The 23,648-nt window shown below is 60.2% G+C and carries 23 protein-coding genes, 1 tRNA gene and 1 pseudogene; 23 read left to right on the top strand and 2 right to left on the bottom strand.

Annotated elements, in window-relative coordinates:
- Nucleotides 1-19 precede the first annotated feature (19 nt).
- From murI to C1717_RS00920, 8 genes are all read left to right on the top strand, one after another.
- On the top strand, nucleotides 20-946 hold the full coding sequence (gene murI, locus C1717_RS00955; protein WP_102371395.1) for a glutamate racemase: 927 nt from the start codon (nucleotides 20-22) through the stop codon (nucleotides 944-946).
- Between the two features lie 127 nt (nucleotides 947-1,073).
- On the top strand, nucleotides 1,074-1,814 hold the full coding sequence (gene rph / locus C1717_RS00950) for a ribonuclease PH (protein ID WP_102371394.1): 741 nt from the start codon (nucleotides 1,074-1,076) through the stop codon (nucleotides 1,812-1,814).
- A gap of 9 nt (nucleotides 1,815-1,823) precedes the next feature.
- Entirely contained in the window at nucleotides 1,824-2,513 is a 690-nt protein-coding gene (rdgB, locus tag C1717_RS00945) for an RdgB/HAM1 family non-canonical purine NTP pyrophosphatase (RefSeq protein WP_102371393.1), read from the top strand.
- Nucleotides 2,510-2,956, top strand: a complete 447-nt coding sequence (dtd, locus tag C1717_RS00940) for a D-aminoacyl-tRNA deacylase (RefSeq protein ID WP_102371392.1) — start codon at nucleotides 2,510-2,512, stop codon at nucleotides 2,954-2,956. Before rdgB ends, dtd begins: the two co-directional genes overlap by 4 nt.
- Nucleotides 2,957-3,156: 200 nt before the next feature.
- A complete protein-coding gene (locus C1717_RS00935) occupies nucleotides 3,157-3,453 on the top strand; it encodes a Veg family protein (RefSeq protein WP_102371391.1) in 297 nt (98 codons plus the stop codon).
- Nucleotides 3,443-4,333 carry a 4-(cytidine 5'-diphospho)-2-C-methyl-D-erythritol kinase gene (ispE, locus tag C1717_RS00930; RefSeq protein ID WP_102371390.1) on the top strand — a complete coding sequence of 297 codons (891 nt, stop codon included), beginning with the start codon at nucleotides 3,443-3,445 and terminating at the stop codon, nucleotides 4,331-4,333. Before C1717_RS00935 ends, ispE begins: the two co-directional genes overlap by 11 nt.
- A gap of 37 nt (nucleotides 4,334-4,370) precedes the next feature.
- Nucleotides 4,371-4,447 (top strand) — tRNA-Pro (locus C1717_RS00925).
- 274 nt (nucleotides 4,448-4,721) lie between these two features.
- Complete coding sequence (locus tag C1717_RS00920) at nucleotides 4,722-5,843, top strand: IS1249 family transposase (RefSeq protein WP_102371389.1); 1,122 nt, start codon at nucleotides 4,722-4,724, stop codon at nucleotides 5,841-5,843.
- A gap of 80 nt (nucleotides 5,844-5,923) precedes the next feature.
- Here C1717_RS00920 and C1717_RS00915 read toward each other — a convergent pair whose 3' ends face one another.
- The gene (locus C1717_RS00915; RefSeq protein WP_102371388.1) at nucleotides 5,924-7,357 is read right to left on the bottom strand and encodes a helix-turn-helix transcriptional regulator; all 1,434 of its coding nucleotides are present in this window, start codon (nucleotides 7,355-7,357) and stop codon (nucleotides 5,924-5,926) included.
- Nucleotides 7,358-7,546: 189 nt separating this feature from the next.
- On the opposite strand from C1717_RS00915, the gene C1717_RS00910 reads away from it, so the two are divergent.
- The 3 genes from C1717_RS00910 (at nucleotide 7,547) to C1717_RS00900 (ending at nucleotide 11,465) form a co-directional block, all read left to right on the top strand.
- A complete protein-coding gene (locus tag C1717_RS00910) occupies nucleotides 7,547-8,743 on the top strand; it encodes a M20 metallopeptidase family protein (protein ID WP_102371387.1) in 1,197 nt (398 codons plus the stop codon).
- Nucleotides 8,744-8,929: 186 nt separating this feature from the next.
- Nucleotides 8,930-10,411 (top strand): YfcC family protein, encoded by a 1,482-nt coding sequence (locus tag C1717_RS00905; RefSeq protein WP_102371386.1) that lies wholly within the window; start codon nucleotides 8,930-8,932, stop codon nucleotides 10,409-10,411.
- 127 nt (nucleotides 10,412-10,538) lie between these two features.
- Nucleotides 10,539-11,465 carry an AEC family transporter gene (locus C1717_RS00900; protein ID WP_102371385.1) on the top strand — a complete coding sequence of 309 codons (927 nt, stop codon included), beginning with the start codon at nucleotides 10,539-10,541 and terminating at the stop codon, nucleotides 11,463-11,465.
- Here C1717_RS00900 and C1717_RS00895 read toward each other — a convergent pair.
- On the bottom strand, nucleotides 11,460-12,017 hold the full coding sequence (locus C1717_RS00895) for a TetR family transcriptional regulator (protein ID WP_180965785.1): 558 nt from the start codon (nucleotides 12,015-12,017) through the stop codon (nucleotides 11,460-11,462). The genes C1717_RS00900 and C1717_RS00895 overlap by 6 nt on opposite strands.
- Before the next feature lie 281 nt (nucleotides 12,018-12,298).
- Between C1717_RS00895 and C1717_RS00890 the strand changes: the two genes are divergently transcribed.
- The 12 genes and pseudogenes from C1717_RS00890 to C1717_RS10960 form a co-directional block, all read left to right on the top strand.
- Nucleotides 12,299-12,565, top strand: coding sequence for a twin-arginine translocase TatA/TatE family subunit (locus tag C1717_RS00890; protein ID WP_180965784.1), 267 nt, complete (start codon nucleotides 12,299-12,301; stop codon nucleotides 12,563-12,565).
- Nucleotides 12,566-12,668: 103 nt separating this feature from the next.
- Entirely contained in the window at nucleotides 12,669-13,142 is a 474-nt protein-coding gene (locus C1717_RS00885) for a GreA/GreB family elongation factor (protein ID WP_102371383.1), read from the top strand.
- A 102-nt stretch (nucleotides 13,143-13,244) separates the two neighbouring features.
- Entirely contained in the window at nucleotides 13,245-15,263 is a 2,019-nt protein-coding gene (lysS, locus tag C1717_RS00880; RefSeq protein WP_102371382.1) for a lysine--tRNA ligase, read from the top strand.
- 275 nt (nucleotides 15,264-15,538) lie between these two features.
- Nucleotides 15,539-16,519: an NADH-dependent methylglyoxal reductase gene (gene ydjG, locus C1717_RS00875; protein ID WP_102371750.1), complete on the top strand. Its 981-nt coding sequence runs from the start codon at nucleotides 15,539-15,541 to the stop codon at nucleotides 16,517-16,519.
- A 119-nt stretch (nucleotides 16,520-16,638) separates the two neighbouring features.
- Nucleotides 16,639-18,048: an MFS transporter gene (locus tag C1717_RS00870; protein ID WP_245859330.1), complete on the top strand. Its 1,410-nt coding sequence runs from the start codon at nucleotides 16,639-16,641 to the stop codon at nucleotides 18,046-18,048.
- A gap of 116 nt (nucleotides 18,049-18,164) precedes the next feature.
- A complete protein-coding gene (locus tag C1717_RS00865; RefSeq protein WP_102371381.1) occupies nucleotides 18,165-18,923 on the top strand; it encodes a DeoR/GlpR family DNA-binding transcription regulator in 759 nt (252 codons plus the stop codon).
- A 259-nt stretch (nucleotides 18,924-19,182) separates the two neighbouring features.
- Nucleotides 19,183-19,824: a class II aldolase/adducin family protein gene (locus C1717_RS00860; RefSeq protein WP_102371380.1), complete on the top strand. Its 642-nt coding sequence runs from the start codon at nucleotides 19,183-19,185 to the stop codon at nucleotides 19,822-19,824.
- Nucleotides 19,825-19,876: 52 nt separating this feature from the next.
- The gene (locus C1717_RS00855) at nucleotides 19,877-20,185 is read left to right on the top strand and encodes a PTS sugar transporter subunit IIB (RefSeq protein WP_102371379.1); all 309 of its coding nucleotides are present in this window, start codon (nucleotides 19,877-19,879) and stop codon (nucleotides 20,183-20,185) included.
- A 41-nt stretch (nucleotides 20,186-20,226) separates the two neighbouring features.
- Nucleotides 20,227-21,489, top strand: a complete 1,263-nt coding sequence (locus C1717_RS00850) for a PTS transporter subunit IIC (RefSeq protein WP_102371378.1) — start codon at nucleotides 20,227-20,229, stop codon at nucleotides 21,487-21,489.
- Between the two features lie 132 nt (nucleotides 21,490-21,621).
- A complete protein-coding gene (locus C1717_RS00845) occupies nucleotides 21,622-22,467 on the top strand; it encodes a class II fructose-bisphosphate aldolase (protein WP_102371377.1) in 846 nt (281 codons plus the stop codon).
- 21 nt (nucleotides 22,468-22,488) lie between these two features.
- Nucleotides 22,489-22,959, top strand: a complete 471-nt coding sequence (locus C1717_RS00840) for a PTS sugar transporter subunit IIA (protein ID WP_102371376.1) — start codon at nucleotides 22,489-22,491, stop codon at nucleotides 22,957-22,959.
- Between the two features lie 623 nt (nucleotides 22,960-23,582).
- Nucleotides 23,583-23,648 (top strand): annotated as a pseudogene (locus tag C1717_RS10960) (zinc-ribbon domain-containing protein); the annotation flags it as partial.

Here is a 23,648-nt window from a genome sequence, read left to right as displayed (position 1 = left end):
ACTGTGAAGGAGGGCGGATATGTCGCTGTGCACAACGGCTGACGCGGGAGGCGGGGTGAGCGCCGCCTCGGAGGGCGATGCACGGCCCATTGGTGTTTTCGATTCCGGTTTGGGCGGGCTCACGGTGGCGCGGTCCATCGCGATGGCTCTGCCCCACGAGTCGATCTTCTATGCGGGCGATACCAAGCGCTGCCCGTACGGCACGCGCACCGAGCACGAGGTGCGCAGCTTCGCCATGCAGGCGGCGCGCTGGCTCGAGAAGCACGATGTCAAGATCATCGTCATCGCGTGCAACACGGCGACTGCCGCCGCGCTCAAGGTCGCGCAGCAAACGCTTGCGGTGCCGGTGATCGGGGTCATCGCCCCGGGAGCCCGCGCAGCCATAAACACCACGCGCACACGCAAGGTCGGCGTGCTCGCTACCGACCTCACGGTTAGATCGGGTGCCTACACGCGCGCCATCCAGGACCTCGATGCGGGCGTCGATGTGTACGGCTGCCCAGCTCCGAGCTTCGTCGAGATCGTCGAGCGCGAGCTCGCAACAGGCGCGCACCTGCAGGAGCGCTGGCTGGAGAACGGCGATATCTTCGACACGCCCGAGACCCGTGCCGAAGTGGCGCGCACGCTCGCTCCCATCACCGGTAGCGATGTCGACACCGTGGTGCTCGGCTGCACGCATTTTCCGTTGCTCGCCGGTCCCATCCGGGCGGCGCTCGGCGATGAGGTTCGTGTGGTATCGTCTGCGGAGGAGACCACAAGGGAGCTTAAGGACATCCTCGCGCGCCGCGATCAGCTTGCCGGCGAGCTCGCCCAGCCCCAGCATCGTTTTGCGACGACGTCGGACAATATCGCGGAATTCGCCGCGGCAGGCAGCTTCATCTTCGGGCAGCCGCTCAAAAGCATCGAGCATGTGAGCATCGACGAGCTGGAGCGGCTGTATCGCTGAGATGCCGGCTCCGGTGCGCCGTGCTAGCGGGTGCTCCATCAGCGATGGAGCACGACGTGTCTGCTGCCTCAGGCCCCGCGGCGTCGCATGATTGCGGAATAGATCCGCGCTAAAAGAAGGGATACCTATGGATTACATCGAGATCGATCGCTCGGGCGGTCGCGCAATGGACGAGATGCGTCCGGTGGCGCTCACCCGCGACGTCATGAAGCATGCCCTCGGCTCCTGCTTGGTAGAGTTCGGCGATACGCGCGTGCTCTGCGCCGCGACCATCGAGGAGGGGGTTCCCGGTTGGCGCAAGGCGAGCCGCGCGGGCTGGGTGACGGCGGAGTACGCCATGCTTCCTGCCTCGACCGGACGTCGTACGGCGCGCGAGCGCGGCAACCGCAAAGGTCGCTCGATGGAGATCGAGCGCCTCATCGGTCGGAGCTTGCGCACGGTGACCAATATGCGCATGCTCGGCGAGTATACGGTGACGGTCGACTGCGACGTGCTCCAAGCGGATGGCGGCACGCGCACCGCTTCCGTGACGGGCGCTTGGGTTGCGCTTCATGACGCGCTCATGGCGTGGGTCGAGGCGGGCAAGATCGCGCGCTTGCCGCTCACCGGCCAGGTTGCAGCGGTATCCATGGGCGTGGTGGACGGCTGCGAGCTGCTTGACCTCGATTACCGCGAGGATTCGCGTGCAGAGGTCGACATGAACCTCGTGGCGACCGATACCGGCGAGATCGTCGAGATCCAGGGTACCGGCGAGCGCATGCCGTTCTCCCGCGAGCGCCTGGGCAGGTTGCTCGATCTGGGCGACAAGGGCATCGCCAAGCTCATCGACCTCCAAAACGAGGTCACGGCGTTTCGCGACGACGAGTAGGGGATTCAGATGGCACTTGAGAAGCTCGATCCGGCAGCGCTCGATCCTGCGCGCACCATCGTGGTGGCAACCGGCAACGCGCACAAGCTCGTGGAGATCGAGACGATGCTTTCCGCGGCGCTTCCCGGCATGAGGTTCGTCGCCCTCTCGCAGCTCGGCGACTTCGACGACCCCGATGAGACGGGAACCACCTTTGCTGAGAACGCTCAGATCAAGGCGCGGGCCGCCGTCGAGGAAACGGGCTTTACCGCGGTTGCCGACGATTCGGGCCTCATGGTCGATGCCCTCGATGGCGAGCCGGGCGTGTATTCGGCTCGCTATGCCGGCGTGCACGGTGACGACGCGGCGAACAACGCGAAGCTCCTTCGCTCCCTTGAGGGCGTGGCTGAACCGGGGCGCACCGCGCGATTCGTAAGCTCCATCGCTTTCATCGAACCCGATGGCACGGTTACGATGGGCGAGGGGTTCTGCGAGGGCACCATCGGTTTCGAGGGCCGCGGGTCGTTTGGCTTTGGGTACGACCCGCTGTTTCTGCCTGAGGATACGCCGGGCAAGACCATGGCGGAGCTCATGCCCGAGGAGAAGAACGCTATCAGCCACCGGTTCCATGCGCTTCAGGACCTCTGCGCCAAGCTCCGGGCACCTGAGGGCTCGCTCGCGGGCTCCGATGGCTCCGCTGCGAGCGGGGATTGCCGATGAGGGCGGTACTCCAGCGCGTTACCCGCGCGAGCGTTACGATCGACGGCAAGGTGACCGCTCAGATCGGCCAGGGCTATCTCATCCTGTTGGGCGTTGGCGCCACCGATACGCCTGCGGAGGCGGAGCGCCTTTGGAGGAAGATCTTCGCCTTGCGCCTTATGGAGGATGACGAGGGCAAAACCAACCGTTCGCTTGCCGACGTGGGCGGCTCCGTGCTCGTGGTCTCCCAATTCACGCTCTATGCCGATTGCCGGCGCGGCCGCAGGCCATCGTTCACGGCTGCAGGAGACCCCCAGAACGCCAACGAGCTCTACGAGTATTTCGTGAGCCTCGCACGCCAGGACGTCCCGCGCGTATCGACGGGGACGTTCGCGGCAGACATGAAGGTCGAACTTGTGAACGACGGGCCCTTCACCATCGTGCTCGATACCTGCGACCTGTAGGGGCATGGCGTCAGGAGGATGCAGCCCATGCCCGTGTCGATGCGCCCCAGCCTCGGTGCTGCTGGTCGTTCGCCGGACGATCTGCGCCGCAGAGAGGATGGGGTTAGCATATGCCGAGCAATTCTGATAAACTCTATCCGTTTGTCTAGTGTAGGGGTACTCTACCCCTTTGGTGCATACGCCTGCGGGAGGCCGAATACATGGAAGAGGTCGCAGTCAATCACGTTGAGGAAATCCACGAGAAGCTGATCCATATGGTCGGCGACCGGGTCAAGGTCAAGGCCAACATGGGCCGCACCCGCGTGGTTGAGCGCATGGGCACCATCAAGACCGTGCATCCCGCCGTTTTCATCGTTGAGGTCTCCGAGCGTCGTGGGCGCACGTCCCGTCAGAGCTACCAGTACGTTGACGTGCTGACCGGTACCGTTGAGCTGTTCGATCCCGAAACCGGCGAGCATATCTTCACACCGCTCGGCAATCAGCTCGATGAGCACTAATAGCTTCCGGGTCTCGGCGCCTGCCAAAATCAACCTCTATCTAGGCGTCCATAGTCTGAAGGACGAGCGGGGCTACCATCGCGTCGATTCCGTGATGGCGACGCTTGACTTGGCAGATACCCTCACCTTCGAGGCGGATGACGAGCTTTCCGTCAAGCTGGTCCCCGCTATCGACATACCCCAAGAGAAGAATTCCGTTTACCGTGCCGTCCGCATGCTCGAAGAGGCGTATGGGCGTTCGGCGAACTTCCGTATCACGGTCGAGAAGCGCATCCCCTTGCGCGCCGGCCTGGGCGGACCTTCCGCCGATGCCGCCGCCGCCCTTGTGGGCTTGTGCCAGCATTGGGGGATCGCGCAAACCGACGGCCGCGTCACGGAGATCGCCCGCTCGCTTGGGGCTGATGTGCCGTTCTTCCTACATGGTCCGCTTGCATACTGCGCTGGGGCGGGCGACGTGCTCTCTGAGCTGTTCGAGCCGCTCGCGGGACAGCACGTCGTGCTCGTGCAGCCTCCGGGAGACGGCGTGACGGCTGCTGAGGCGTATGCGCGCTTCGACGCGGATCCTGTTGCATTGCCGCCGCTCGAGCCACTGCTCGAGGCGCTCCGTCGCGGCGGGGCGGGCGCCGTGCCCTCGCTTATCGCCAACAACCTCGCGCCTGCGGCATGCGCCGCCGAGCCGGCGATCGAAATGGTCGTCGCATGGCTCTCCGAGCAGCCTGGGGTTCTTGCCGCGCAGGTGACCGGGTCGGGGTCGTGCTCGTTCGCGCTGTGCGACACGCAGGACGACGCCCGAGCCATCGCCGCGGCGGCCCGTTCGCGCGGTTGGTGGTCTTGCGCAGCAACGATGGAGAAGTCTGGTCCAACCATCAAGGAGTGCTAGCATCTGCGCTCGTGTTCTGCTACTATATCCTTCGCTTCGGGTTGTGGCTCAGTTTGGTAGAGCACCGCGTTCGGGACGCGGGGGTCGCTGGTTCAAATCCAGTCAACCCGACCATTGCAAAGACGCAGGCCAGAGTGGGTATCCGCTCTGGCCTGTTTGCGTATGCGGGTCAATCTCCAGCTCTGTTGACAAGAAAAGTTTGCTTATAGGACAAAAAGTGTGTAAGAACCTGCATTATCAGTGCAGGTAGCGTACCGGTTCTTGGCCTTTCGAGTTGCGTTGTGCCAACTTCCCACCTGGACAGAATGTGTGTAAGAGTACAGGGGTTTCTGCAGGCAGAGCATGCTGTTTTTGACTAGCAAGTTGCTCAAAGACAGCGAGGCCCCCTATGGGCGCACCGCACTGTCCTGTATGCGGCAGGAAGATGGCGAAAAATGGCAAGACGACCGCGGGCAGGACGCGGTGGAGGTGCACCTCGTGCGGCGCGAGCGCGACCCAGAGGATTGACAATGCGGCCAAGCTCCTCGACGGCTTTCTCGGCTGGCTTTTGACCCGCGCCAGGCAGGCGGACATGCCGGGAGGCGGCAGGACGTTCCGCAGGAGGTGCGGGAGGTTCTGGGAGATCTGGCCGATGCCGCCCAAGGTGGAGAGGCCTCGCAGGGTCGTCTACGTGGACGGGATCCATCTGGGCAGGAAGGCCGTCGTGCTGATAGCCTCAGACGACGAGAAGGCGCTCGGCTGGCATTTATGCAGGTCGGAGAACAGCCGCGCCTGGGCGGCGCTGATGTCGCGCATCGCGGCGCCAGAGGTCGTCGTTTCCGACGGCGGGGACGGCTTTGCCAAGGCCCTGAGAAAAACTTGGCCGAAGACGAGGCACCAGAGGTGCGTCTTCCACGCCTTTTCCCAGGTGAGACGATATACCACGACGAGGCCGAGGACCCAGGCAGGGGTCGAGCTCTACGGGCTCGCGAGGGCGCTGCTGGCGATCACCACCATCAAGGAGGCGGACGGCTGGGTGCAGGCGCTGCTCGCGTGGTCGGATCGCTGGGCCGGGTTTCTGGCGGAGACCACGCGCTCGGAGGACGGCAGGGTGGCGCTGACCCACGAGCGGCTCGTGAAGGCCAGGCGCTCGCTCGTCAGGCTCGTCAACGCCGGGACGCTCTTCACCTACCTCGACCCAGCGCTTGCCTCCGCAGAGCCGCTCCCATCAACCAACAACCGCATCGAAGGAGGGGTCAACGCGCAGCTCAGAGCCATGCTGAGGGACCACAGAGGTCTCTCCGTGGAGAGGAGGATCAAGGCGATCTTCTGGTGGTGCTATATGCACTCGCCGGATCCCCTGCCCGCCGCCGAGATCCTGCGCGTCATGCCGACGGACCGCTCGATCGCCGCCATCTACGAGCGGCTCGACGAGCGACAAAAACTGGAGGGGACTATTCCGCGATGGGGCGATGCCATCGTCTGGTCCGAGCTCCATAACTCCGAACCCTACCGGATGGACTGGGATTAGTGCTTACACACTTTTTGTCCTATAACCCGAAAAGTTCGAGGACCTCTTCTACTTTTAGACTGCGATATGCCCGGGGGCAATCAGCCCTTCACGAGGTGCTCTACGAGGTCGATAAGCTCCTGCTGGCTGTGCACGTTGAGCTTCTTGTAGATATGGCGCGTGTGCGTTTTGACGGTGTTATTGGAGATGATGAGTCGCTCCTCGATGGACCTCCCGCTGTGCCCGCGTGCGAGCAGACCGGCGATCTCGCGTTCGCGGGCGGTGAGGCCGTGGGTGTCGGCGAGGGTGTCTATAGTGGCGTCGAAATCAGGGGTATCAGGCTTGGCCTGCTCGGATGGGCGCTCAGGTGCTTCTGCCGGGACGATCTCGCCGAAGAACTTCACGAACCTGAAATCGCCGAGCCCGATCCACACGAAGCAGAACAGCGCGAGCGCCATCGCCGCGCTAAGGATGAGCAGGGCATCGGGTACGCCTGCTGCTTGCATGTCGATGCCCGCCTGCGCGATGCTGAACCCCACGACCGAGCAGCACGAGGATACCGCGAAACCCAAGGGTATGGTTGCGAGTGCGCCTGCGGGGTTGCGTCGCGCGACGCTCGCCAGAATCGAGAACATGAGGGCGTAGAAGCACTGCGAGCCGCATTCTATGACGGTCGAGGTGATGTCCTGCGAGATGGATGTCGCGGGCGTGAGCAGGAACCCCGTGACTACGACGAGCGTGCTCAGGCGGAAGGCGGCGTCCTCGTCGAACACGTGGCGCCGCGCCCGGCTCCAGAGCGCGATCAATGTGCCGAAGATGATGGCGATGAGCGCGTACTGCCAGCTTGCGATGGAGCCGAAGCGCACCGACGTGGCGTAGCCGAAGGTGGTCTCGAACAAAGCGATGCAAACGAACAGCTTGCTGGAGAGGGGAACGAACGAATACGGGTTGGTCGAGGCGAGCTCACGGGGGCTTTCCGTGGTGTTGATGAGAGCGAACAGATCGCGCTGCTGCAGGCTTCCGATGACGATGAGCAGGCCGAGGAAGAGGGATGCGAAGATGACGGGCGCCGCGGCTGCGGAGGCCTCGAGCAGCGGCCAGAGCGCGTAGGAGCAGGCTATGCCCGCGAGGGCACCGATCATGGAGCGCTCGCCGGAGGGGATGCGCGAGAGCGCGAGCGCGGCGAGCAGCGTCCCCCAGGCGCGACCAGCGTTGAGGAGGGTGTCGGCGATGAGGAAGAGGGTCGCGTCATAGGGGCGGGTCAGCACGACGTCCCATAGCAGGGCCCCCAGAAAGCTGCAGAAGAGGGCGGTGCTGGAGCAGAAGGCGAGCGAGAGCAGGCGCGGCCGATGGTGGGCGATGACGGCGATGGGAACGTAGAGCAAACCCGAGACGAAGACGCTCACGTTGACGTCGAAGGTGGGTACGGCGGGCAGCATCACGCTGTTGTGCATGAGCATGATGAGCGAGACGAGTGCGACCTGAGCCACCGCAGAAGACAAGGGTACTACGCGTTGTACCTGCTCGTTCGTCATCTCATCCTCCCATCACCCCAAAGGGGTGAGTACCGTTTACGGGCCGGATCGAACCGTTTGCCATCGCGTGCGCCGGGTGAAATCGGGCGACTTTTCCGGTGCCGCCGCGCTGCCGGCGGTGCGACGCATACTATCGTTCCATGGTAAAGCCCGCCACGTCAAGCAGGCGGATCGATGATAGGAGTAGGCATGAAGCAGGTTGTCGAAGAGGCACGTGCGCTGCAGGAGCAGATCGTGGCCGACCGCAGGTGGCTGCACCAGCACCCGGAACTTGGATTCGACCTTACCGAGACGTGCGCCTACGTGCGCGGCCGCCTCGAGGAGATGGGCTATGAGGTGACGGTGCCCTGCGAGGGCGGCCTGCTCACGCAGATCGGCGACCCGGCGGCTGGCCCGTGCGTGATGCTGCGTGCCGATATGGATGCCCTGCCGGTAGACGAGATCACCGGGTTGCCGTTCGCGTCTACGAACGGGAACATGCACGCGTGCGGCCACGACACGCATACCGCCATGCTGTTGGGAGCCGCCGCGGTCCTCAAGGCCCATGAGGCTGAGCTGAAGGGATGCGTGAAGCTCTTGTTCCAGCCCGACGAGGAGGGTTGCGCCCCGGTTGACATCTGCGGCGGCGACGCCGTGCTCGCGGCGGGCGTGCTCGAGAATCCGCACGTCGACGCAGTGACCGCCTTGCATGTGCAGGCGCTCGAGTTCGGTGCCGGCGAGATCTACACCCGTCCGGGGACCATCTTCTCGTCCATCGACGACATCGAGGTCAAGATCAAGGGATGCGGTGCCCACGGCTCCACGCCCCATCAGGGTATCGACCCCATCAATATCGCTTGCCATATCTACCAGGGCTTCCAAAATCTGATCTCGCGCGAGGTCGACCCCACTCAGACCGTCGTCGCCACGTTCGGCAAGATCGAGAGCGGCCGTGCCGCGAACGTCATTCCCGAGGACGCGCACATGCTCGGCACCCTGCGCACGCAGGATGCCGATGTGCGTCAGGGCTTCAAGGAGCATGCGGCGCGCATGGTGCACGGTATCGCGGAGGCTTTCGGCGGCGAGGCCGAGGTAGCGTTCTTGCGCGGTGTTCCCAACACCTACAACGATCCCGAGCTCACCAGTGAGCTCGTGGGCTATGCCGACGAGCTGTTCGACGAGCCGGTCCGCGAGCTCGAGGCTCCGTTCTCCGGTACCGACGACCTTGCCATCCTTTCGCAGGTGGCGCCTACGACCTACTTCATTCTAGGCACGGGCACGCTGCCCGGCCATGAGGGCTGCGGAATGCACCATCCTAACGTGGACTTTGACGAGTCCGTGTTCTGGAAGGGCACCGCGCTCCTCGCGAACAGCGCCATCGAGTTCCTCGAGCGCCGCGCCGGCTAGCACCGGATCCCCCCGCGGCGGATATTCCAGGGGTGCGTGGGGCGGAGGCGCCGCGCGTGGTGGCCGACGGCCTCCGCCCGCCCCCAGCTGGCTTCTGGGACCGTTCCGGCGGCCCCATCAATCGGGCAAGGCGGCGCGTCCGCGCGCCGTGTGTGGTTTACATCTGTCAAACATGAGGAGGAACCTATGGCAGAGGCTACCAAGCAAAAGAAGAAACGGGGCATGCCGACCTCGTTCACCATCCTTCTGGGATGCCTGATCTTCGTCGCGATCTGCACCTGGATCGTCGCGGCGTTCACGCCCGACGTCACCGGTGCCACGTTGGCGCAGGTCATGCAGGCCCCGTTTAGCGGCTTCAAGAACGCGATCGACGTCTGCCTGTTCGTGATCGTGCTCGGCGGTTTCCTGGCGATGGTCAACAAGACCGGTGCTCTCGATACCGGTATCGCCACGCTCGTTCGCGCGCTCGGTGACCGCGATACGCTGCTCATCCCCGTGCTCATGATCGCCTTCGGCATCTGCGGGTCAACCTACGGCATGATGGAGGAGACCATCCCCTTCTACATCTTGCTTGCCTCGGTGACCTTCGCCATGGGCTTCGACTCCATGGTCGGTGCCCTCATCGTGCTGCTCGGCGCCGGTCTCGGTACCCTTGGCTCCACGGTGAACCCGTTCTCGATCGCCATCGCGTCCTCGGCGCTCACCGACATGGGCATCGCCGTCAACCAGGGAACGCTCATCGGCGTGGGCTTTTTGCTCTTCGTCATCTCCGAGGCGATGGGCATCGCCTTTGTGATGCGCTACGCCAAGCGCGTGAAGGCCGATCGCGCTGCCTCGGCCATGACGAGCGAGGAGCTCGCGAACATGGACGCCGCTTATGCCGACGAGACCAAGATGCTCGAGGACGAGCAGGCATCGAGCCTCAAGAACGCCGTCCTTACCGGTAAGCAGAAGTTCGTGCTGGCTCTCTTCGCCCTCTCCTTCCTGGTCATGATCGTGTCGTTCATTCCGTGGGAGAGCTTCGGCATCACGTTCTTCGCTATCGGCGGTACCGCCGATGATCCCTCCACCGCGTGGAGCGCGATCCTCACCGGTTTGCCGCTCGGCCAGTGGTACTTCACCGAGTGCGGCATCTGGTTCTTTGTCATCTCCATCGTGATCGGTATCGTGGGCGGCCTCTCCGAGAAGGAGATCGTGAACACTTTCATCGACGGCTGCTCCACCATGATCTCGACCGCGCTCGTCATCGCCGTCGCGCGCGCCATCTCGGTGCTCATGTCCGAGACCGGCCTGGATGTCTTCGTGCTGAACGCCGCAGCCGACGCGCTGCGCGGTGTGTCTGCCGTGGTCTTCGCGCCGGCGAGCTACGCGCTCTACTTCGTGCTGTCCTTCCTCATCCCGTCCAGCTCCGGCATGGCGACCGTCTCCATGCCCATCATGGGTCCGCTCGCCGACAACCTCGGCTTCTCGCCTGACATCATGATCATGATCTACGTCGCCGCCCACGGCGTGGTGGCCATGATCACGCCGACCAACGGCGTCATCGTGTCCGGCCTGGAACTCGCGCATACCAGCTACACCTCGTTCCTCAAGCTCACGCTTAAGTTCTTCGTGGCGCTCACGTTGGTTACCGCGGTCGTCCTCACGGTGCTCATGCTCGTGATGTAACGGCTTCCCACGGGGCGGTGCCGGAACACGGCGCCGCCCCATCGCTTTGCAGCGTCTGCGCGGGTCCATGGCGGCATCACCTGTCGCTTGCCTGCACGGGCGCATGATAAGGAGGGCGCACCGTCCGATGGACGTGCTCTACATCGCTTCGCAGATGGCGATGCTCTCGCTGCCGATTGCGCTCGGCTATGCGGTCCACAAAGCGGGCATCATGAACGACGAGGTCGATCACAACCTCTCGAGGATCGTGCTCGAGGTCGCGCTGCCCTGCCTCATCATCGCCTCCGTGGGCTCCGTGGACGAGCTGCCCGATGCGCGGACCATCGCTGTCGTGCTGGCAGCATCGGCGTTCGCCAACCTGCTTGCGCTCGTCGTGGGCTTTGCAGCGACGGCGGCCATGCGCGCCCCGGCCGATGTGGCGGGGGCCTATCGTTACATGATCGCCTTTGGCAACTGCAGCTTTATGGGCTTCCCGGTGGTATCTGCCGTGCTCGGCGGCCAGGCGGTACTGCTGCTCGCCATCGTGAGCATCCCTGCTAATCTGTTGATGTTCTCCGTGGGAGTCTCGCTGTTCAGCGCCCGTGGCGGCTGGCGGCGCTATCTGCGCTCATGTGCGGGAAGCCTCAAGTCGCCCACCCTTATCGCGAGCATGTTCACCCTCGTACTGGTGCTTGCCGGGGTGAACGACCTCGGCATCGTGGGCGGCGCTCTGGATATCGTGGGCCAGCTGACCACGCCTGCCGCCTTGCTCATCATCGGTTCGTCGCTCGCCCGTTACGACCTTTCCGCCATGTTCGGCAACCCGCGCGCCTACCTCGCGGCGGCGTGCAGGCTCTTGGCGATTCCCCTCGCCGCGGCCGTGCTGCTGCACGCGCTCGGGATCGATCCGACCGTGGTCGCGGTGGTGGTCATTGGGGTGGGCATGCCGGTGGCGACAAACGGAACCCTGTATTGCCTGCAGTACGGTGTGGACATGAAGCCCATGATCCAGACGACGTTCCTCTCGGTGGTAGGGTCCATCGCCACGATCCCGCTCCTGGTCGCGGCGCTATAGGGAGGTTGTGCCCGTCACCTCGACGTTGAGCAGCGTGTCGCTGATGATGCGGATGATCTGGTCGACAAGAAGCTCTCGGTCGAGGGCGGGATCGGCGCAGCGATCGAGCAGAAGCCCCACGATGCCGTGGGAGTAGAGGGTGAGCGCGGCATCGAGGTCCGGGACAGAAAGGCCCAGGGAGGGATAGCGGACGCGCACCAGCTCGACCAGGTAGGTGTGGACACCGCGCACCATGATCGCTTCGACCTCGTTATGCCAGCGCGAAGAGAGGAGCAGCTCGATAAAGGGGAGGTTCTCGGTCACCACCGCTATGAAGTAGCGCAGCGCATCATGGACGCGGTCCATTGCGAGGCCTTTCATGAGCACCTCGCCAAAGAGCTGCCCAAGCGTCCACGTGACCACATCGCCGATGTTCTGGAAATGATAGTAGAACGTCTGGCGCGAGATGCCGCAGCGCTCTATAAGAGCCGTGACGGTGGCCTTCTCGACTCCCATCGTCTCGCAGAGATCGATGAACGCGTCTGCTATGAGGCGCTTTCTATCCCGTGCCATCGCCATGCTCCGTTTCCTGTTCTTGGGTCCGCCTATACCGCCGCTTGCGCTCGTGGCTCAGTTCGTCTGGCGGCCGAGCGCCGACGGACCCCATGGTAACTTTACCGAGTGATTACGAGCCGATGACGAATCGCATCGCCACCTTCTGTAGTTTATGCCGGTTCACATGCGCATATCGCGTATGTGTTGGGCCGTGTGTAAAATATACCGAGGTTGTTCGCGCCTTGCAGGCGCGGTATACTCGTTCGAGCTCGTTTTGGCATATATCTGGGAGGAACCGTATGATCCCCAAAGGTTTTGAATGGGTAGTTATCCTGATCGCCGTGCTCGTCATCTTCGGGCCCAAGCAGCTCCCCAAGCTGGGCAAGGCGCTTGGTTCCACGGTGAAGAACCTGCGCGAGGGCATGCAGGGCGACGAGACCGCTTCTGAGGAGGTCGTGGAGGAGAGCGAGGAGGATCGCGAGATCCGCGAGCTCGAGGAGAAGCTTGCCGAGGCCAAGAAGAAGAAGGAAGAGGACTCCGAGAGCGAGGGTCCCATCTCCGAGTAGGGCCCGGTCCCGCGCGAGTGCAAGCAACGGCCGGTTTCCCCTGCGGGTGCCGGTCGTTTTGGTTACATTAGTTGGAACAGACGCAAGGCAAGGAGTCTTCTGAATGGATACGAGCGATATCGTACTGACAGCCAAGGGTCGCCAAGACCTCATCGAGGAGCTTGAGTGGCGCGAGGGCGAGCTCTCGAAGCAGATCGTCGAGCGCATCAAGACCGCGCGCGACTTCGGCGACCTCTCGGAGAACTCCGAGTACGACGACGCCAAGGAAGAGCAGGCTAAAAACGCCGCCCGCATCACCGAGATCCAGTCGATCCTTGCGAACGCCAAGGACGCCGAGTCCGTCGATCACGTGCGCACGGTCTCCATCGGCTGCATCGTGACGCTCGTCGACGGCGACGGCGTCGCCACCGAGGTGACGCTCGTCGGTACGACCGAGACCGATTCGCTGGCGCACAAGATCTCCAACGAGTCGCCGGTGGGCAAGGCCATCATCGGCCATAGCGAGGGCGAGACCGTCGAGGTCGTGACGCCTTCCGGTAAGTCCCGCGTCTACACCATCACCAAGATCACGCGCTAGGCCCCAGGTCGAGCGCATCGGCGTTATGTTCGCTCCCTGGGGTCCTCCGGGCCCGAGGGAGCTTTTTTCGTTACGTATTCGCCTCCCAGAGAAGGAGCTTTGATGCCTCAGCAAGAGACCGAGACCCGTGAGGGCACCCAGCCGGTACCCGAAACGCTGAACGACGAGCGCGCGCATCGCTTGGCGAAGCGCGAGGCTATGATCGCTGCGGGCAATGACCCGTACCCCGAGCATTCCGACGTGCGCGATCATATTGCCGATATCGAGGCGCGCTATGCCGAGCTCGCCGCCGGCGAGGATACCGAGGACATGGTGTGCGTCGGTGGCCGCATCATGGCCAAGCGCGGCCAGGGCAAGATCGCTTTCGTGGTGGTTCGCGATCCGAGCGGCGAGATCCAGCTGTTCTGCCGCATCAACGAGATGCGCGATGAGGATTGGGCACTGCTTCAGGAGCTCGATCTCGGCGATATCGTTCAGGCCGAGGGCCTCGTCGTGCGCACCAAGCGCGGCCAGCTCTCCATCGCGCCTAAGCGCCTCACGCTTCTCACCAAGAGCGTGCGCCCCCTGCCCGAGAAGTTCCACGGTCTTTCCGACAAGGAGACCCGCTACCGCCAGCGTTACGTGGACCTCATCATGAACGACGACGTGCGCGCGACCTTCGCCAAGCGCTCTGCGATCATCTCGGCGTTCCGCCGCTACATGGAGGACAACGCCTACATGGAGGTCGAGACGCCGATTCTGCAGACCATTCAGGGCGGTGCCACCGCGAAGCCCTTCATCACGCACTTCAACGCGCTCAACCAGGAGAACTACCTGCGCATCGCCACCGAGCTGCATTTGAAGCGTCTGCTCGTGGGCGGCTACGAGCGCGTGTACGAGATCGGGCGCATCTTCCGCAACGAGGGCATGGACCAGACCCACAACCCCGAGTTCACCACCATGGAGGCCTACCGCGCTTACAGCGACTTGGAGGGTATGAAGGAGCTCGCCGAGGGCGTGATCAAGGCCGCTAATGCCGCGATCGGCAACGGTGAGCAGATCGAGTATCAGGGGCAGACCATCGATCTTTCCGGCACCTGGCCGTCGCGACCCATGACCGAGATCGTCTCCGAAGTTATGGGCCGTGAGCTTTCGCTCGATACCCCGATCGAGGAGCTCCGCGCCGCCGCTGCCGAGTGCGGCATCGAGGTCAAACCCGAGTGGGGTCCGGGCAAGCTCATCGCCGAGATCTACGACGAGCGCGGCGAGGATTCCATCGTGAACCCCACGTTCGTCTGCGATTATCCGGTCGAGGTGAGCCCGCTCGCCAAGCGCTTCGAGGACGACCCGCGTCTCACCCACCGCTTCGAGCTGGTTATCGCAGGGTACGAGTACGCCAACGCCTTCTCGGAGCTCAACGACCCGGTTGATCAGGCGGAGCGCTTCCGTAAGCAGGTCGAGGAGAAGTTCGCCGGCGACGACGAGGCTATGGAGTACGACGAAGACTATGTGCGCGCGCTGGAGTACGGCATGCCGCCGGCGGGCGGCATCGGCATCGGGATCGACCGTGTGGTCATGCTGCTCACCGATTCCGCTTCCATCCGCGACGTGCTGCTTTTCCCGCACATGCGTCCGGAGAAGAGTGCCGGTCGCGCCAAGCAGGGGGGTGCCGGGGAGACTGTCTCCGAGGTCGACGCTTCGCCGGTTGATGACGCCGACATCATCAAGGTCGCTCACAATAAGATCCCGACGATCGATTTCTCCAAGGTAAAGGTCGAGCCGCTCTTTGCAGACGACGTCGACTTCGATACCTTCAGCCGTTCCGACTTCCGTGCTGTCAAGATTAAGGATTGCTTCGCGGTGCCCAAGAGCAAGAAGCTGCTGCAGTTCACGCTCGACGACGGCTCGGGTACCGACCGCACCATCCTCTCTGGTATCAGCATGTACTACGAGCCCGAGGACCTCATTGGCAAGACGTGCATCGCCATCACGAACCTCCCGCCCCGCAAGATGATGGGCGTCGACTCCTGTGGCATGCTCATCAGCGCCGTTCATGCGGAGGGCGAGGGCGATGATGCCGAGGAGCGCCTGAACCTCCTCATGGTCGATGACCGTATCCCCGCAGGTGCGAAGCTGTACTAGCGATTTCCCCATACGGCGTGTAACGCGTCAAATTGGAAAAGGTCCCGGCATCCTTGGGTGCCGGGACCTTTTTCGTTTCAGATCGGCTTCTGCGCAGAAGATTCCGCGTCCAGAACAAAGGACTGTCCAGCTGCCCGCGATTTCATCGAGGGACAAGCTGCGATGAAGAAATATAATCTGTGAAACACAGAAATATTGTTGCAAACAAAGAATTATCGCGTATGATGGGGATGGTGGTCCAGAAGAGGAGAACGACCGGAGGGAAGGTTCCTCACATGAATATGGTCAAGCTCGGAGATACTGGCATCGAGATTTCTAAAATCGGGCTCGGTACGTGGGCTATCGGTGGTGGTCCCGCGTGGAATGGGGATCTGGATACGCAGGTCTGCATCGATACGATCCATAAAGCCCAAGAGGTCGGTATCAATCTGATTGATACGGCGCCCGGATATAATTTCGGCAACAGCGAGGTAATCGTTGGCAAGGCGCTCAAGGGCCTTAATCGCGAGGATGTCGTCCTCGAGACGAAGTGCGGCATCGTGTGGGACCGCAAGGGAAGTCTGTTCAACAAGGTCGGCGACCGTCAACTTTACAAAAATCTTTCCCCGGAATCGGTGCGGGAGGAGATTGAAGCGAGCCTCGAACGCTTGGGGACGGATTATGTCGATATTTATATGACGCATTGGCAAGCTGTAGAGCCGTTCTTTACGCCGATCGAGGAGACGATGGAGGTATTGCTCGATCTCAAGCGTCGGGGCAAGATCCGCGCAATTGGTGCTGCGAATGTTACGACGGATCACATCAAAGAGTACCTGCGTTGTGGCGAGCTTGATATCGTCCAAGCGAAGTACAGCTTGATGGACCGTGCTGTTGAGGACGAACTGTTTGAGCTCTGTCGGGAGAACAACATCGTTCTACAGGCCTATTCGCCGCTTGAGCAGGGACTTCTGACCGGGACTATCGAGAGGGGATATGTACCCACCGGCGCCCGCGCGAACAAGAAGTGGTGGCAGCCCGGCAATCTCGAACGTGTTATTGACATGCTCGAGTCATGGAAGCCGCTATGCGAGAAGTACGAGTGCGGTATTCCGACGCTTGCGCTTGCATGGGTGCTCGCTCAGGGCGACTTTATATCGATCCTCAGCGGTTCTACTACGCCCGAGCAGGTGGTTGAGAACATCCGTGCCGCCGAAATCGGGCTTACAAAGGAAGATGCGGACTGGATGCGCGCTCAGGCCGAGAAGCTCGACGTCTAGTAAGGCAGAGAGTCTTGGATGCGGGCCGTCATGCGCGGGGGAAACGTGCATGGCGGCCCTACGTGTTAAGCGCGACAGGACGGTTTACGGTGCCGGTCGGTTCGGAAGGAAGGGTTCGCGTGCAGGATAACGATCGAAAAATGGAGGCAGGGGAAGCGTACGAACCGGAGTGCGATGCGAGGCTCGACCGCTTGCCGGCAACGAGGTGGCGCTGGAAGATCTTTTTGATGTCCGGCTTGGGAATCTTGTTTGCGTGGAGCAACTACATCAGTGGACTCGTGCTCGCGCAGCTCAGTGAGATTGGCTGGGTCGATACCGGCAGCAGCGCCGTATTCACCTCCGCGTATATGGCTGGGATGTTTTTCGGGTCGCTCGTGGGTGGGATGATCGGGGACGCAATCGGACGCAGGAAGAGCTACCTGCTCTTCGTCGGCTTGCACACACTCACGATGTATCTCGCGGCGGTCTCTCCCAATATCGTGATATTAACCTTGGTGAGAGCGATTATGGGATTTGGGCTCGGGGCACTTCTCGTGACGTTGTTCGCGGGTTTTTCCGAATATGTACCTGCGGCGACTCGGGGAACGTGGATGGGGAGAAACTCGTTCCTAGGGAACTGCAGTAATCCCATTTCCTCGCTTCTGGCTACTATTTTGACGCCGCTCGTCACCGCCGATATGAACTGGCGTCTCATGTTCGTCATTCCGGCGGTCCTATCGACTGCAGTATGGATTTGGGCATGGTTTCGTTATCCGGAGTCCCCACGTTGGTTGGAGTCGAAAGGTAGATGCCGTGAGGCCGAAGACGTTATGCGACGTATAGAAAGCGAAGTGGAACAGGAATATGGGAGCGCACTTCCCCCGGTCAAGGAGGGGCATGGGGGATCTCGACATCATGTTCAGCATGTGGAAGTTCCTTATAGAGAGCTGTTCCATGGCATACTGCTCCGCCGGGTAATCTTGGGTGCATTCGTTCTGATTGCGATGAACGTGACCGCTTACACGCTTATGACCTGGCTGCCAACTATCCTGCTTCTCAAGGGCATTGATATCAACCAGTCATTCGTGCTGTACACGGTGATGGCGGTGGGTGCTCCTGCCGGTGCGTTTTTAGCTATGGAGCTGATGGATAGATGCTCGCGTAAGGTTATGGGTATCGGATTGCTTTTGATCATGGCTATCGTGGGGCCGGTGTTCGCATTTCAGGAGAATTACACGACTATCTGCATTCTTGGCTTTTTACTTCAGGTCGTCGTTGAGATGTACGTGGTGTTCTCGTCGGGCGTGTACGTTCCGGAGATTTGGCCGACTGAGGTACGAATGCGTGGATCAGGGCTTGCCAACTCGATCGGACGTGTCAGCGGGATACTTACGCCGTTTGCGGTTTCCTATCTGCTCGCTTGCGCGGGGGCGCCGCCGGTGTTCGCGATGATGTCGATCGTTGCCATCGTCACGACGGGCATCATCGCATTTCTTGGTATCGATACTCGGGGGATGACCGCCGAGGAGATCGAAAACGCGACAGTTTGAGTGCGCTGGAAGAAAAGACGCAGCTTATGGATATAATGGCAGAAGGGATTGTGTGATGGGGCTAACCTTCGCACCTATCGCATCCCAGTAGTATAGGCAGAAGAGGTGTATGGAATATGGCCGCCCAAGACAGGCGTCGGTACATTCAAGATGAGCTTGCTCAGATGGGAAAGGTTGTCGTTTCGGAGCTGAGTTCCAAGCTCGGTGTTACCGAGGAAACGATTCGACGGGATCTCGAGCGGCTGGAGGCCGACGGCGTTCTCAAGCGCACGTATGGCGGCGCCATACCGAATCCCGTGAAGCGGCAAACTCCAGACGTTCAGTTTTACAAGCGTGCCGTTCAGCGGGTTTCGGAGAAGCGCACGATTGCTCGAAACGCATTGCCTCTGCTCGAGGGCATGCGTACCATCGCTGCAGACTCGAGCACCACGACGGCGGAAGCCGTGAAAATGGTCAAGGACCGTTCGGATCTCACGCTTCTGACCAATTCAACTGTTGCGTTTCAGGAGCTTGAGGACTCGAAGATATCCGTTGTGTCTACTGGCGGCGAGTTTCACCGCGGAACGCTTTCTCTGAGAGGGGAAGCGGCGAAATCTGCGATCAAGCGGTATCGCGTGGACGCTCTCCTGTTCAGCTGTATGGGAATCGATGAGAACGCCGTCTTCGATAGCCGTCCTGAGGAGTCCGAAATCAAGCGCGCGCTTATCGAACAGGCGGCAAAGGTCATTCTCCTTGCTGATCACACTAAGTTCAGCCAAGTTGCATTCGTCAAGGTGACCACGCTCGACCGTATCGACTATCTGATTACCGACAAGGAGCCCGATCAGCGCTGGAAAGATATCTGCGCCGAGCACGGTATTACGGTCATTTACTGAGGAAAGCCATAACAAAACCGAAAATGAGGGCCTGGTGATGAATCAGGCCCTTTGTCATTCCTATCTGTGAAACAAAGATAGTATCAACCGTTTAACGGGAAATACTGCCCGTTTGCGGAAGAAAATCTGCGATTACCAACATTTCTAGTTTGAAACACAGAAATAAATCTATACTTGCAACAAGTTAAGTGCTCGGAACAAAGGACCACCATCGAGTGCTTGACGTCACTGTTACCCTAGAGAGAGGTTAGGAATTCGCATGCTGTATCAGGAAACCCGGGAAGAAGTTCTTAAGTATGCTGTGAAGTGCCTCGAGCACGGCCTCATCCATGGCACGGCAGGCAACGTTTCTATGCGCGTCCCTGGCGAGGAGGCTGTTGTCATCACCCCGAGTGGCATCCCCTACGACACGCTTGATCCTGAGGATTTGCCGGTCGTCTCCCTGTGGGGCGAGGTAATCGACGGCAACCTCAAGCCATCTTCAGAGACTCCGATGCATACCGCCATCTTTCGCGCTCGCGAGAACGTGAACGGTGTCGTGCACACGCACTCCATGTACGCGACGGTGATGTCGATTATGCAGAAGGAGATTCCTGCTATGGTTCCTCCTTCGAGCGCATTTGCTCCCGTCCCGTGCGCTCCGTTCCAGCTTCCTGGTTCCAAGGAGCTTGCCGAGACCGTCGTTGCGACCCTTGGCGAGGAGCATCTCGCTTGCACCATGCAGAATCATGGACAGATTACCTGCGCTCCGACGCTTGCCATGGCATACAAGGGCGCTGAGACTGTCGAAGAGTGCGCCGAAATCGCTTATCTCACCTACCAAGCCGATTCCATGATTGGCTTGCCTGAGGATGCCCGTCTTGAGCTTCGCCGTCGTGCCCTGAAGGGCCAGGCAGTGTAGACTTCGTTGTTGGCTGTTGAGTAGGCACACATATCGGAAAGGACGTGCACTCATGAAGGAATTTCGAATTCTAGGTGTTTGTGGAGCCGGTCTCTCAACCTCCACGACGGTGGCGCGCACTCTGCAGGTGGGAATGCAGGAGCGCAGCATGCCTGCACAAATCCGTACCTGCAGCGTGCAGGAGGCCACGGGAACCATCGAGGGCTATCAGCCAGATGTGATTCTCGCAACGGTGGCGACAACTTCGTTCGAGAACCCCAGCGACTCAAAGGTATTCTCGGGCGTGCCGCTGCTGACGGGAATCGGCTCCGACGAGCTTCTCGACGAGATCGTCGATTATCTCAAGAGCAAATCTGCCTAAACGAGTGCCGGATTTAGCAAACTTGAAAAGGGGGTTAGTATATGGACATCGTACTTAACTTTGTTGAGACGATTGTTGGCCTGGGCGCCTTCGTCATGATGCCGGTGATTCTCTTCATCATGGGTCTTTGCTTCGGAATGAAGGTCAAGGACGCTGCTCGTGCCGGCATCATCGTCGGCGTGGGCTTCAAGGGTATCTCGCTCACCACGGGCCTGATTACCGAGACTATGACTCCGCTCGTGGAGAAGCTCCAAGAGCTTTGGGGTTTGGGTCTCGAGGCCGTTGATGTGGGCGTTCCCGTGGTGAGCGCTATCGCGTTCTCCGATGGTGTGTTCGTGCTCGCAATGATTGCCGCGCTGTTGATCGTGAACGTCATCCTTATCCTGCTCAAGGTTACCAAGACCCTGAATGTGGACCTTTGGAACTTCTGGCACTATCTGTTCATCGGCTCGATGGCGACTGTTATAACCGGCAATATGGCAATTGGTATCGCAATCGGCGTCGTGTACTCTGTCTGCAACCTACTGCTTGCCGACCGCAACCAGGACATTATTTGTGAGGTGTGTGGTGAGCAGTATCGTGGCCTTTCCTTCTGCACGATGGCGTTCCCGGTTCTCGTCCCAATCGTCCAGGGAATCGACTGGGTCATAGACCATATTCCCGGTGTGCGCAACATTGACCTCAACCTGCGGAACCTTCCCAAGGGCCTGTCGTTTATGAGCGAGCCTTCCATTCTCGGCCTGCTTATCGGCATCATTCTAGCTTTGCTCGCTCAGTACTCTTGGGATCAGGCGCTTACCGCTGGCATGAGTCTCGCTGCGGCGATGGTTCTTCTGCCTCGCATGATTTCCATCCTGGTCGAGGGTCTCTCCTCCATCGTCGCCGCAGTGCGCAAGTTCGTAACCAAGCGCATGCCTGGCCGCGAGCTTCGCATCGGCATGGACTTTGCTCTACTTGTTGGTGATCCTGACATGATCTCTCTCGGTCTTGTCATGACCCCGATTTCTCTGCTGCTTGCGGTTGTGCTTCCCGGTAACGCTGTTCTTCCCGTCATCGGCTTGACCAACCTGAGCTACATGATGATGGCGCCGGTCGTCGGAACAAAGCGCAACATGTTCCGTGCTTTCATCGCCGGCATCGTCTGCATCATCATCGTGTTCTACGCCGCGACGTGGCTTGCCCCGCTCATCACGCAGGTCGGAATTAACGTCGGCCTGCTCGAGGAGGGCGGTCTGTATTCGCTCTTCAACACGGGCGAACACATCGGAACCGTGTTGCTCATGATCCTCGACTTCTTCTTCTAGTTTACGAGCGGTCATGACGGGGTGGAAGCGATGTAGCGTTTCCACCCCGTTTTTTACCAGCGGCTACCCACATCGGGCGTTCGCCGGGATCAGGTAGCTGCGTTCGAACTGCTAGCAATAATGGAGGTAACCATGAATATGCCGACGCGAGAGCAGATCGTTGAGATCTTTGCTAAAGCAATCGATGGAGGCTATGCCATCCCGCATATCAATCATTCCGACTACGGTGATTTGATCGCTATCGCTGAGGCTGGTCGCGAGGCGGCAACGCCGATTATGGCGGCAGGCACGCCTATGACCACAAGCGCGATGGGTTTCAAAAAGATTTCTGTCATTGCGCATCTCCTGGCGGAAGAGGGGGATACGCCATTCATCATCCATTGTGACCATTGCCCCGATCCCGAGCTCTGTAAGCAGGCGATCGATGCAGGATACAATTCGGTGATGATCGATGCCTCCGATAAGCCGCTCGACGAAAACATCGCGATAGTCAAGGATGTCGTCGACTACGCGCATGCTCGTGGCGTGTTCGTCGAGGCCGAGGTGGGTCATGTCGCCCACGGCGAGGGCTCGTCATGGGACGCGAGCGTCGATGAGGCAGTGAAGCTCGTCTCAGCGACGGGTGTCGACGCCCTTGCGATTGCAATGGGTAGCGAGCATGGCTTCTACAAGGAGCTTCCAAAGCTCAACTTTGATCTCGCTGTTCAAGTGCATGAGGCGCTTCCGAATACTCCGCTAGTCTTGCACGGCGGTTCCGGCATCCCTGCTGCCGATGTTCGCCATGCGATTGCCAGCGGCATCCGCAAAGTGAACGTGGGCACCGACGTGCGCTGCACGTATGTGGCAGGACTTCGCGATGCCATCGCCGAGATGGGCATCGAGCGTCATACTCAGGACATCATCGCGTTCGCACAGGCCCGCGCCAAGGAGAAGATTTTTGACGTGATCGATATGTGCGGGTCACGTAACAAGGCATAGACCGGAAGAAGGAGATGAAAAATGATAGGAACCGAAGACCTCGAGTTGCTCAAGCCCGAGCTCGTGTTTGTCGACATCGATGCTGTGGATACCGAGGATCTGTTCCGTCAAATGCAAGCCCGCCTTGATTCGATGGGCTACATCAAGGATAACTGGCTCGATGCTATGCTCGAGCGCGAGCGCAATTACGCCACTGGCCTGCAGACGCCGACGATTGGCGTGGCGATTCCCCATGCGGACAACTGCGTAAACAAAGCTTACATAGCGGTCATTAAGCCGGTGAAACCCGTCACGTTTCAGCCTATGGGGGGTATCGGAGATGAGGTGAGCGCTGAACTCGTGATCAACCTCGGCATTATGCGTGAAGGAGGACAGGTCGAGATGCTGCAGGCCCTGATGCGCATCTTCATGGATGACGCTGCCGTCGCTGACATCATGGCGCAGAAGACCCCCAACGATCTCGTTGCAACGATTAAGGCTCATCTCGCATAGGCGCGTATAGGTTGAGCGGTGTCGGCGGCGTTACGGCACCGCATTCTGTTCGATGCAATTAGTCGAATCGGCGGGTCGAGGATTCAGTAGCTCCCTATCGACAATGATGCCCCGGTGCGCTTTTGTGTGCGCCGGGGCACCTGTGATGAAGGGCGTCAATTTAAATGAACCAGTGGTATCGTACGGATAATGCACATATACCAGTGGTATCGTACGAAATCTGATCTCTTCACTAGCATTGTTCTTGTGATGACAAACAAGTTCGTAATAATAATGCAGAAGAACCACTGGTATCGTATAAAAAATGTAATAAATAATATCGAATCGTAAGAATGATACAAAATATTAAATAAAAATGGAATTATATTACGATTATAAATCCGAAAATGGCTATAATTTTGGATTTCAAGAAGTAAACGAGCGAGAGGGCGCTTCGTAGCACGAGAGCGCCAAGAGTTGGCGGCGGGATGTCGGAGGATATTCTGTCGGCTTAGTTGCCAAAGGCCTCAGCACCGAAGGTCACTTGAAAGTCGCTTGCGTTTCCGTCTGGTTGCATCGCGCTGTTCATGCTGGGATGTCGCATAATAGAGATGGCATGCGATCGTTGAGAGCGGGGGACTTCGATGTTTTGTACCAAATGCGGCGCCCAAATCTCTGATGGAACGCGGTTTTGCACTGCATGCGGTGCA

It is taken from the genome of Enorma phocaeensis (assembly GCF_900186505.1).
Lineage (GTDB): Bacteria > Actinomycetota > Coriobacteriia > Coriobacteriales > Coriobacteriaceae > Enorma > Enorma phocaeensis.
This window is presented reverse-complemented; position numbering and strand designations above follow the sequence as displayed.

What these genes read in the sequence shown, in the direction of transcription:
- C1717_RS00865 (WP_102371381.1), top strand. Translation starts at nt 18,165, where the DNA reads ATGGCCGCCCAAGACAGGCGTCGGTACATTCAAGATGAGCTTGCTCAG.
- C1717_RS00890 (WP_180965784.1), top strand. Translation starts at nt 12,299, where the DNA reads ATGATCCCCAAAGGTTTTGAATGGGTAGTTATCCTGATCGCCGTGCTC.
- C1717_RS00915 (WP_102371388.1), bottom strand. Translation starts at nt 7,357, where the DNA reads ATGACGAACGAGCAGGTACAACGCGTAGTACCCTTGTCTTCTGCGGTG.
- rph (WP_102371394.1), top strand. Translation starts at nt 1,074, where the DNA reads ATGGATTACATCGAGATCGATCGCTCGGGCGGTCGCGCAATGGACGAG.
- C1717_RS00855 (WP_102371379.1), top strand. Translation starts at nt 19,877, where the DNA reads ATGAAGGAATTTCGAATTCTAGGTGTTTGTGGAGCCGGTCTCTCAACC.
- rdgB (WP_102371393.1), top strand. Translation starts at nt 1,824, where the DNA reads ATGGCACTTGAGAAGCTCGATCCGGCAGCGCTCGATCCTGCGCGCACC.
- C1717_RS00840 (WP_102371376.1), top strand. Translation starts at nt 22,489, where the DNA reads ATGATAGGAACCGAAGACCTCGAGTTGCTCAAGCCCGAGCTCGTGTTT.
- ispE (WP_102371390.1), top strand. Translation starts at nt 3,443, where the DNA reads ATGAGCACTAATAGCTTCCGGGTCTCGGCGCCTGCCAAAATCAACCTC.
- C1717_RS00885 (WP_102371383.1), top strand. Translation starts at nt 12,669, where the DNA reads ATGGATACGAGCGATATCGTACTGACAGCCAAGGGTCGCCAAGACCTC.
- C1717_RS00895 (WP_180965785.1), bottom strand. Translation starts at nt 12,017, where the DNA reads ATGGCACGGGATAGAAAGCGCCTCATAGCAGACGCGTTCATCGATCTC.
- lysS (WP_102371382.1), top strand. Translation starts at nt 13,245, where the DNA reads ATGCCTCAGCAAGAGACCGAGACCCGTGAGGGCACCCAGCCGGTACCC.
- dtd (WP_102371392.1), top strand. Translation starts at nt 2,510, where the DNA reads ATGAGGGCGGTACTCCAGCGCGTTACCCGCGCGAGCGTTACGATCGAC.
- C1717_RS00935 (WP_102371391.1), top strand. Translation starts at nt 3,157, where the DNA reads ATGGAAGAGGTCGCAGTCAATCACGTTGAGGAAATCCACGAGAAGCTG.
- C1717_RS00920 (WP_102371389.1), top strand. Translation starts at nt 4,722, where the DNA reads ATGGGCGCACCGCACTGTCCTGTATGCGGCAGGAAGATGGCGAAAAAT.
- C1717_RS00860 (WP_102371380.1), top strand. Translation starts at nt 19,183, where the DNA reads ATGCTGTATCAGGAAACCCGGGAAGAAGTTCTTAAGTATGCTGTGAAG.
- C1717_RS00845 (WP_102371377.1), top strand. Translation starts at nt 21,622, where the DNA reads ATGAATATGCCGACGCGAGAGCAGATCGTTGAGATCTTTGCTAAAGCA.
- ydjG (WP_102371750.1), top strand. Translation starts at nt 15,539, where the DNA reads ATGAATATGGTCAAGCTCGGAGATACTGGCATCGAGATTTCTAAAATC.
- C1717_RS00850 (WP_102371378.1), top strand. Translation starts at nt 20,227, where the DNA reads ATGGACATCGTACTTAACTTTGTTGAGACGATTGTTGGCCTGGGCGCC.
- C1717_RS00910 (WP_102371387.1), top strand. Translation starts at nt 7,547, where the DNA reads ATGAAGCAGGTTGTCGAAGAGGCACGTGCGCTGCAGGAGCAGATCGTG.
- C1717_RS00900 (WP_102371385.1), top strand. Translation starts at nt 10,539, where the DNA reads ATGGACGTGCTCTACATCGCTTCGCAGATGGCGATGCTCTCGCTGCCG.
- C1717_RS00905 (WP_102371386.1), top strand. Translation starts at nt 8,930, where the DNA reads ATGGCAGAGGCTACCAAGCAAAAGAAGAAACGGGGCATGCCGACCTCG.
- murI (WP_102371395.1), top strand. Translation starts at nt 20, where the DNA reads ATGTCGCTGTGCACAACGGCTGACGCGGGAGGCGGGGTGAGCGCCGCC.